We start from the raw sequence: 10,095 nt of genomic DNA, 5'->3' as shown, positions 1-10,095 counted from the left end.
CCACCGCCGTCAGCGAATCAAAACCCATCTCCCGAAACGCCGACCCCACCGGCACATCCCCCACAGAACCAAAACCGAGAACAGACGCCACCTCGCCCCTGATCTCGTCCGCGATGGCCGCTATGGCCTGGCTCCGCGAAAGCCGCTTCAGCCGGCTCCGGACGCCGCCCGTCGCGGGTCCACGTCCCCGGCGGTTGCGGGGCGATCCGTCGCGCACCAGCTCGCGCAGCACCTGCGGCACGGCCGTCGCGGCTTCCCAGGCGCGCCAGTCCCAGCGGGCGGCCATCGTCACGGCGTCGGGCACCTCCCGCGCCGCGCCGAGCAACGCCGTCCCTTCGGAGGCGGACAGTCCGGTGACTCCGCCGCGGGACATCCGGGCCACGTCGCCCTCGCTCAGCTCACCGGCCATGCCGCCAGTGACGTCCCACAGGCCCCACGCCACCGACTGGCCCACCAGTCCGCGCGCCCGACGGGCCTGCACGAGGCCGTCCAGGAACCCGTTCGCCGCCGCGTAGTTCGCCTGGCCCGGTGAACCGATCACACCGGCCAGTGACGAGAAGAGCAGGAAGAACGACAGGTCCAGCTCACGGGTCAAGGTGTGCAGCCACCACGCGCCGCCCGCCTTGCCCTCCATCACCGTGCCGACCTGCTCCGGCGAGAGGGAGCCCACCACGCCGTCGTCCACCACTCCGGCCGCGTGCACCACACCCGTCAACGGGTGACCGGCCCCGACGGCGGCGAGCGCCTTCTCCGCACCGGCCCGGGACGACACATCCGCCGCCACCACCTGGACCTCGGCACCCAGCCCCCTCAACCGCTCCACACGCTCCACCGCCGGGCCGACGAGGCCCGCGAGACCACGACGGCCCACCAGAACCAGATGCCGCACACCACACACCGACACCAGCCACTCGGCCACCAACCCACCCAGCACGCCCGTGCCACCGGTCACCAGCACCGTCCCGTCCGGATCGGTCGGGACGGGCAGCGTCAGGACGTTCTTGCCGACGTGCCGGGCCTGGCTGAGGTGGCGGAACGCGGCGGGCGCCCGGCGCACGTCCCACACCGTCATCGGCAGCAGCGTGAGCCGCCCCGCGGCGAACAGTGCCAGCAGCTCGGAGAGCATGTCCCCGATCTGGGCGGCCTCGGGTTCGGAGAGGTCGAAGGTGCGGTAGCGGATCCCGGACGGGAGTGAAGCGGCGTCCCGGACGTCGGTCTTGCCCATCTCGATGAACCGTCCGCCGCGCGGCAGCAGTGCGAGCGAGGCGTCCACGAACTCGCCCGCCAGCGAGTTCAGCACCACGTCCATCCCCGCGCCGCCGGTCGCGTCGAGGAACGCCGTGCGGAACCCGAGGTCGCGGGAGGAGGCGATGCGGTCCTCGGACAGCCCGAGCGCCCGCAGGGTGCCCCACTTGGAGGGGTGCGCCGTCGCGAAGACGTCCGCCCCGAGATGCCGCGCGAGCTGGATCGCCGCCATGCCGACACCGCCCGCACCCGCGTGGATCAGCACCCGCTCCCCGGAGCGCAGGTCGGCGAGCCGCACCAGCGAGTAGTACGCCGTCAGGAAGGCCACCGGCACGGATGCCGCCTCGGCAAACGACCACTCCGAGGGGATGGGCACGACGGTCCGCGCGTCGGCCACCACCACGTCGCCGAACGACTCGGGTATCAGGCCCATGACGCGGTCCCCGACGGCCAGTCCGGTGACGTCCGGCCCGATCTCGGTGACCACCCCGGCGGCCTCGCTGCCCAGCGTGGCCTCTTCCGGATACATGCCCAGCGCGATCAGTACGTCGCGGAAGTTCAGGCCCGTGGCACGTGTCGACAGCCGGACCGTTCCCGGCGCCGGCGGCGCGGCGGCCTCCGGATGCGGGACCGCCGTCAGTTCCGTCAGCGTGCCACCGGGCCCCGTCGTCAGCCGCCACGGGCCCCGCTCGGGAAGCCGCAGCCGGTCGGACTCGTCGAGGTCCCCGAGAGCCGGCGCGATCACCTCGCCTCCGCGCACCGCAAGCTGGTCGAGGCCGCTGGACAGTACCGCGGTCAGCGGCAGCGCGCGGAGAGCGTCCTCCTTGGCGCGGGCGTCCCGCGGGTCGAGGTCCAGGAGGACGAACCGGTCCGGGTTCTCCGTCTGGGCGGACCGGACCATCCCCCAGATCGCGGACATGGCGGGGTCCACCGGGGACACCGGCTCCTCGGTGGTCACCGCGCCCCGGGTGAGCACCAGCAGCCGGGCGTCGGTCAGGTGGGGCGAGGCGAGGAACGCCTGCACCTCGGCCAGCAGCCGCACGAGGACCGCCTCGGCGCGCGCGGCTCCCTCGTCGGTGTCGCGGGTCCCGCCCCATGCGCCGGCGCAGGACAGCACCACCAGTGAGGGAGACGCGACTCCGTCCTCAAGCGCCTCGTTCAGCGCGGTCAGGTCCGCGTGACCGCCCACGTCGCTCCCGACCAGCACCCATTCCGGTGCCGGGCCGGCGTCGCCGTCGGCGGTCAGCTCGGGAACGGGCGTCCACCGCATCCGCAGGAGACGGGCGGCGGAGGCCGGGGAGCCCGCAAGACTCTCCTGGCTGATCGGCCGGAAGGCGAGGGAATCGACGGTGACGACGGGGCGTCCGGTCGGGTCGACGGCCTCGACGGTGACGCCGTCGGCGCCGCGACGCAGCCGGGCGTGCAGGGTCCGCGCACCGGTGGCATGCACGGTGACGCCGGTGAACGCGAACGGAAGCCCGCGCTCACCCGTGCCGTCGGCGGCGGCGAGGGCGTGGAGCGCGGCGTCGAGCAGGGCCGGGTGCAGCGCGAAGCCGGAAGGGTCGTCCGGCAGCACGACCTCGGCGTAGACGTCCTCGCCGTCCACCCAGACCTGCTTCAGCCCCTGGAAGACCGGGCCGTAGTCGAACCCGGCGTCGGACAGCCCCGCGTAGATCCCTTCCCCCGACGCCGCCTCGCCTGCCGGAGGCCACGTCCAGGCCGGATCAGCGACCTCGGCCGCCTCGGTCAGGGCTCCGGTGCCGTGCCGGGTCCACTCACCGTCCTCGCCGTCCCGGCGCGAATGGACGCCGACCGCCCGCTGTCCGTGCTCGTCGGGTTCGTCCACCACGATCTGGACCGTCACACCCGGACCGTCCTCGGGCAGCACCAGCGGCGTATGGAGGGTCAGCTCCTCGACCCGCGCACACCCCACCTGGAGGCCGGCATGCGCCACCAGGTCGACGAACGCGGTACCCGGCAGCACGACCACACCGGACACGGCATGGTCGGCGATCCAGGGCTGCGCCGACACCGACAGCCGGCCCGTCAGCACCACACCGCCACCGGCGAGCGACACCTGCGCGCCCAGCAACCGGTGACCCGCGACCGCCAGTCCAGCCCCGGTGAGCGAACCCCCGGCCGTGCCCATGGACCCCGCCACCCAGTAGCGGCGGCGCTGGAAGGCGTACGTCGGCACCTCCACCGGCTGAGACGTCCGGGGAACCCAACGGTCCCAGTCCACCTCGACGCCGTGCACGTGGAGGCGGGCCAGACCTGTCAGCAGGCCGGTGACCTGGTCACGGTCACGCCGCATGAAGCTCGCCACCGCCTCACCCTCACGCTCCGCCATCGCGGCGGAGAGAGCGGGCTGCGGGCCGACCTCCGCCCAGATCCGCGCGCCCAACTCCCGCGCCTTGTCCACCGCGTCGGCGAAACGCACGGGCCGGCGTACGTGCTCCACCCAGTACTCGGCACTGCCGAAGCCGGCACCCGCGAGTTCCCCACTCACCGTCGAGACGATCGGGATACAGGGCTCAGCAACCTCCACACCCGCGATCGCAGCAGCGAAGTCCTCCAACATCGGATCCATGAGAGGGGTGTGGAAAGCATGGCTCACCGGCAGCCACCGCGTCCGCACCCCCTCGGCGTCCAATTTCCCGACCAGGCCGCGCACCGCGTCCGCCTCACCGGCCAGCACCACCGACTCCGGTGCGTTCACCGCGGCCACCCACACACCCGCAAGGCCCTCGATCCGCTCCCGGATCTCCTCCGCAGGGGCGGCCACCGAGACCATCACCCCGTCACCCGCGAGCCGCTGCATCAACGTGCCGCGCACACAAGCCAGCCGCACCGCGTCGGGCAGGGTGAGCACGCCCGCGGCGACAGCCGCGCTGATCTCACCGACCGAATGCCCCACCAGCACATCAGCGCGCAGGCCGTGCTCGGCCAGCACCCGCCAGAGCCCCACCTCCAGCGCCACCAACCCCACCTGGGCAAACACCGTCCGATCGAGCAGATCACCCCGACCGCCCTCACCGAACAACACCGGACGCAGCGGTTCGGGTAACAACTCATCGGCGACTGCACAGACTTCGTCCACCACACCGGCGAACGACTCGAACCGCTCGTAGAGCTGCGCACCCATCCCCGCGAACTGGGACCCCTGCCCGGTGAACAACACCGCCGTCTTCCCCGCCACCGGAGTACCGGTCACCAGCCCCTCAGCGGAGACGCCCTCGGCCAGCGCATCGAGCCCTGCGACCAGCTCCGCGACATCCGCACCCACGACCACTGCACGGTCCTCCAACACCGCACGACCGGCCAACACCGCACCCACACCCGCGACATGCACGTCCCCACGGCCACGCACGAACTCCGCAAGCCGCGCCGCCTGCCCGCGCAGACCCGCCGCCCCCCGGCCCGACACCACCCACGGCACCGGACCCGACACCTCCACAACAGGCTCGGGCCCGTCGCCGGCCTCGGGTGCCTCCTCCAGGATCACGTGCGCGTTCGTACCGCTCACGCCGAACGACGAAACCCCCGCCCGACGCAATCGCCCCTCCCCCGGCCACGCCACCGGCTCCGTCAGCAGACGCACCTCACCCGCGGACCAGTCCACGTGCGGCGACGGCTCGTCCACGTGCAACGTCCGCGGCAGCAGGCCGTGCCGCATCGCCATCACCATCTTGATCACACCAGCCACACCCGCGGCGGACTGCGTATGCCCGATGTTCGACTTCACCGACCCCAGCCACAACGGCCGATCCACCGGCCGCTCCTGCCCATACGTCGCCAGCAGCGCCTGCGCCTCGATCGGGTCACCCAAAGTCGTACCCGTGCCATGCGCCTCGACGACATCCACCTCGCCTGCACCCAGACCGGCGTTCGCCAGCGCCTGCCGGATCACCCGCTGCTGCGACGGACCGTTCGGCGCCGTCAGGCCATTCGAGGCACCGTCCTGATTGACCGCCGAACCCCGCATCACCGCCAGCACCCGATGACCATTGGCCACCGCATCGGACAACTTCTCCAGCAGCACCAGACCGACGCCCTCACCCCAGCCCGTGCCGTCCGCCGCAGCCGCGAACGGCTTGCAGCGGCCGTCGGGCGCCAGCCCCCTCTGCCGGCTGAACTCCACGAACGCACCCGGCGTCGACATCACCGCGACGCCACCCGCGAGCGCGAGGCCGCACTCGTCCGCGCGCAGCGCCTGCGCCGCCAGATGGAGGGCCACCAACGAGGACGAGCACGCCGTATCAACGGTCACCGCCGGGCCCTCCAGCCCGAGCACATAGGCAAGCCGGCCCGAGACCACGCTCGCCGCGTTCCCGGTCAGGAAGTAGCCCTCGCTGCCCTCGCCCGCGTGGTCGGCGAACGTGCCGTAGTTCTGCGCCGACGCTCCCACGAACACGCCCGTACTGGTGCTGCGCAGGGTGGACGCGTCGATACCCGCGCGTTCGATCGCCTCCCACGAGCACTCCAGGACGAGCCGCTGCTGCGGGTCCATCGCCAGCGCCTCACGCGGACTGATCCCGAAGAAGCCGGCGTCGAACTCACCCGCGTCGTGGACGAAGCCGCCGGCCGCCGTGTACGAGGTGCCCGGCCTGTCCGGGTCGGTGTCGAACAGCGTGTCGAGGTCCCAGCCCCGGTCCGTCGGGAAGTCGGAGATCGCGTCGCCTCCGGCGGCAACGAAGTCCCACAGGTCCTCGGGCGAGCGGACTCCACCTGGGAACCGGCAGCTCATGCCCACGATGGCGATCGGGGCGTGACGCTCGGCCTCCAGACTCTCCAGACGCCGGCGCGTCTCGTGCAGGTCAGTGGTGACGAACCGCAGGTAGGACCGGAGCTGTTCCTCGTTAGCCATTTCGTGAGCCTTCCTCACAGCGGTGATGCAGACAGGCGGTCAGGGGTCTTAGGAGCGCTTGAACCGCTTGTCGATGAAGTCGAAGATCTCCTCGTCGCTCGCCGAATCGAGCTGCGCGCTCATGTCCTCGGCATCGCGCGAGGTGCTGTCGCAGGAGTCCAGGAGTTCCCGGAGCCGCTGCGCCACCCGCTTGCGTACGGCATCGTCCTCGGCGACCTCCGCCAAGGTCTCCGCGAGCCGGTCGATATCGCCGAACACCCGGGAGGACGGCGGTACGTCCGGGGCCGCCCCGAGCAGTTCGGCGCCGAGGTGCTCGGCGAGGATCCTCGGGGAGGGGTGGTCGAACGCCACGGTGGTCGGCAGGTGCAGGCCGGTCGCGGCGTTGAGCCGCTTGCGCAGCTCGACGGAGGCAATGGAGTCGAAACCCATGTCCCTGAAGGCCCGTTCGGGCTCGATGGCGTCCGGGCTGCTGTGGGACAGCACCCGGGCCGCCTCCGCGCACACCAGCGTGGACAGCAGATCGAGGCGGTCGGCGGTGTCCAGCCCGTCCAGGCGGGACACCAGCCCGGGAGCGTTGTCCGCGTCCTGCTGGTCCGCTGCGGCGGTGATCTGCCGGGCTTCGGGCAGGTCCTCGATGAGCGGACGGCGCCGGGCCATGGTGAAGGCGGGCACGAACCGGTCCCAGTCCACGTCCGCCACGGCCACGAACGTGTCGTCCCGCCCGAGCGCCTCGTGCAACGCCGCCACGGCGAGGTCGGGTGCCATGGGGCGCAGGCCGAGCCGGGTCAGCCGCGAACCGACCTCGCCTGCGCCCATGCCCTCGCCGTCCCACAGTCCCCAAGCGACTGACGTCACGGATCGGCCGGCCGCGCGCTGGCGCTCCGCCAGGGCGTCGAGGTACGCGTTCGCGGCGGCGTAGGCACCCTGCCGGGCACCGCCCCAGACCCCGGCGTTCGACGAGAACAGCACCAGCCGCTCGAACGCGCCGCCGGCCAGCTGCTCCGCCAGCGCCTCCGCGCCCCCCACTTTCGCCGCGAGCACGTCTTCGAGGTCTGCGGCGGTGAGGTCCGTGAGCGCCGCGTCCTGGGACACCCCGGCGGCGTGGATGACGGTGGTGACCGGTGGGTGACCGGTGCCGTCCAGGACCTCGGCGAGCTGCCCCGCATCGGTGATGTCACAGGCCCTGACCGTGGTCGGGGTGCCCGCCGCGCTCAGCTCCTCGGCCAGCTCGACCGCACCGGGAGCCCCGGTCCCCGACCGGCTGACCAGAACCAGATGCTCCGCCCCGTTCCGGGCCAGCCACCGCGCCAGATGCGAACCGAGCGCACCCGTCCCCCCGGTCACCACCACCGTGCCACCCGGCCTCCACCCCTCCCCACGACCGGACGACGCCGGGGCACGCCGCAACCGGCGCGCGAACACACCGGCCGGCCCGACGGCCAACTGGTCCTCCACCTCCTGCGCCAGCGCCCCACACACCAGCTCACCCGCACCCGCGCACCAGCTACCCGGCAGATCCACCAAACCGCCGTAATGACCGGGATGCTCCAGACCGAACACCCGCCCCAGCCCCCACACCGCAGCCGACACCGGGTCAGGAACCGTGCCGGCCCCGGGCACGGCCACCGCACCACGGGTCAACACCCACAACCGCGCACCCTCCCGCTCCACGACCGCCTGCATCACCGCCACCACGGCCGCCAGGACGACCGAGTGACTCCGGTCCGACCTGGTCGCCAGGTAGGCGACGTGCTCGGCATCTGCCAGCAGCTTCGTCACGCGCTCGCGGTCGAGGTCGTGCTCGGCAGGCAGTACCAGTACGGAGACCTGGGCACCGGCCTGCTCCAACGCCCGCCGCACATCACCGGCTTCGGTCTCGTCATGGCACACCATCAGCCACTTACGGGGCAGCCCACCCGCCTGCTGGGCAGCCAACGGCGTCCACCCCACGGAGTAGCGCCACGCGTCGGTCTCGGAGACGCCGCCCGCCGCCACGGCGGGTGCCTCCATCCAGTACCGCTGACGCTGGAAGGCGTACGTGGGCAGCGCCACCGGCTGCGCCTCGGGCAGCAGTGCGCGCCACGCCACCGGCAGACCGGCGGCCCAGGCCGTACCCAGGCTGGTCAGGAGCTGTGCGGTCTCGGGCTGGTCGCGGCGCAGGGTGTGCAGCACCCGGCCGTCGGTGACGATCTGCTCCATCGCCAACGACAGCACCGGATGCGGACCGACCTCCACGAACACCTGCGGACCCGCGTCCCGCAACCGCCGCACCACATCGGCGAACAGGACCCGCTCCCGCAGGTTCCGATACCAGTACGCGGCGTCGAGCCGCCCCTCGGGAACCGGCGCACCCGTCACCGTCGACACCAGCTCCGGACCCGGACCGCCCAGGTCCACGACCCCGGCCAGCTCCTCACGCAGCCGGTCCTCCACGGCCTCCACCTGCGCGTGGTGGGACGCGTAGTCCACCTCGATGCGGCGCGTCCGTACCCCCACCTCGTCCAACCGGGCGCACAACCCGGCAACCTCCTCGGGCGGACCGCTCACCACGATCTGCCCCGGCGCGTTCACCGCCGCCACCGTGACGCCCGAAGGCAGGTACGCCTCCGCCTCCTCCGGGTCCAGCGCGATCGAGGCCATCGCGCCCCGGCCGGCCAGCTCCCGCAGCGCACGCGACCGCAGCGCGACGACCCGGGCACCGTCCTCAAGACTCAGCCGGCCCGCGACCACCGCGGCCGCGATCTCACCCTGCGAATGACCCACCACCGCGTCCGGCACCACACCCGCCGCACGCCAGACCTCCGCCAGCGACACCATCACCGCCCACAGCACCGGCTGGACCACATCCACCCGGCCCACCCACGCCTCATCCGAACCGGTCAGAACCTCGACCAACGACCAGTCCACGAACGGCGCCAACGCCCGCTCGCACACAGCCATCCGCTCGGCGAACACCGGCCACGAACCCAACAGTTCACGGCCCATCCCCACCCACTGACCACCCTGACCCGGGAACACGAACACCACGTCCGAGCCGGGCATCACCGCATCGATGACCACGCCCTCGGACGACTCCCCGGCCGCCACCGCGTCCAGACCGGACAGCAATGCCGCAACATCCCCGCCGGTCACCACGGCCCGCTGCTCCAGACCGGCTCGGTGCGCCAGCCCCACGGCCGTGCCCGTCAGCCACGGACCCTCGACCGCACCCGATGCCTGCTGGGCTCGTACGAAGCTTGCCAACTGTGCCGCCTGGCCGCGCAGACCGGCCTCGTCGCGACCCGACACCACCCACGACACAAGCGTTTCGCCCAGCGGCACCGCCGTCTCCGGCTCCTTCGCAGCCGTCTCGACAGCGGGCGGCTCCTCCAGGATCACGTGCGCGTTCGTACCGCTCACCCCGAACGAGGACACGCCCGCCCGGCGCGGATGCCCATTGGCATGCCAGGCCACCGGCTCGGTCAGCAGACGCACGTCACCGGTCGTCCAGTCCACGTGCGGTGACGGCTCGTCCACGTGCAGGGTGCCGGGAAGCTGCCCGTGCCGCATGGCCATCACCATCTTGATCACACCGGCCACGCCCGCGGCGGCCTGCGTGTGCCCGATGTTGGACTTCACCGAGCCCAGCCACAGCGGACGGTCCTCCGGCCGATCCTGGCCGTACGTCGCCAGCAGCGCCTGCGCCTCGATGGGATCGCCCAGCCTCGTACCGGTGCCGTGTGCCTCCACCACGTCCACTTCGCCGGCGGCAAGCCCCGCGTTGGCCAGTGCCTGCCGGATCACCCGCTGCTGCGACGGACCGTTCGGTGCCGTCAGGCCGTTCGACGCGCCGTCCTGGTTGACCGCCGAACCCCGCACCACGGCCAGCACCCGATGACCGTTACGGCTAGCGTCCGACAGCCGCTCCAGCACCAGCACCCCCGCACCCTCACCCCACCCCGTACCATCCGCAGCCGCCGCGAACGCCTTGCAACGCCCATCCG

At 72.3% G+C, this 10,095-nt stretch carries 2 protein-coding genes; both read right to left on the bottom strand.

Features of this window, described 5'->3' with window-relative positions:
- A partial coding sequence (locus ACH499_RS34365) for a beta-ketoacyl synthase N-terminal-like domain-containing protein (RefSeq protein WP_399020967.1) occupies window positions 1–6,112 on the bottom strand: 6,112 nt, incomplete at its 3' end.
- A 48-nt stretch (window positions 6,113–6,160) separates the two neighbouring features.
- A partial coding sequence (locus tag ACH499_RS34360; protein WP_399020965.1) for a type I polyketide synthase occupies window positions 6,161–10,095 on the bottom strand: 3,935 nt, incomplete at its 5' end.

The organism is Streptomyces sp. NPDC018947, from assembly GCF_044390505.1.
Classification (GTDB): Bacteria; Actinomycetota; Actinomycetes; order Streptomycetales; family Streptomycetaceae; genus Streptomyces.
The sequence above is the reverse complement of the archived record's forward strand: the minus strand, read 5'-3'. Positions and strand labels throughout refer to the sequence as shown.